This window comes from Methylophaga sp. UBA4204, assembly GCF_002379485.1.
GTDB lineage: Bacteria > Pseudomonadota > Gammaproteobacteria > Nitrosococcales > Methylophagaceae > Methylophaga.
Genome location: NZ_DFTU01000082.1, coordinates 3,270 through 3,512, shown reverse-complemented (window position 1 = coordinate 3,512; position 243 = coordinate 3,270). Strand labels below are relative to the sequence as shown.

Sequence of the window (243 nt, the reverse complement as noted above, 5' to 3'; positions counted from 1 at the left end):
GGCGTCAGTGCCAAACCATAAGGCGTTGGTACCATCATCGAACACCATATTTCTGACTGTTAATCCACCAGATGGTACTTCATCTATTGCAATAAATTGTTCTTTTTTGCTATCAAAACCGATAAAACGATTTGGCTGCAGCCCTGTTTCGACATACCATATACGATCCTGACTATCGACAGCCATGGCATATAATCCGGCGGCTTCACCACCCGGGGTCTGCCATTGCTGCATGGATTTATC

General features: G+C 45.3%; 1 pseudogene. It reads right to left on the bottom strand.

The window, feature by feature from the left end:
- A pseudogene (locus tag B3182_RS12060) lies at positions 1–243 on the bottom strand (lyase); the annotation flags it as partial.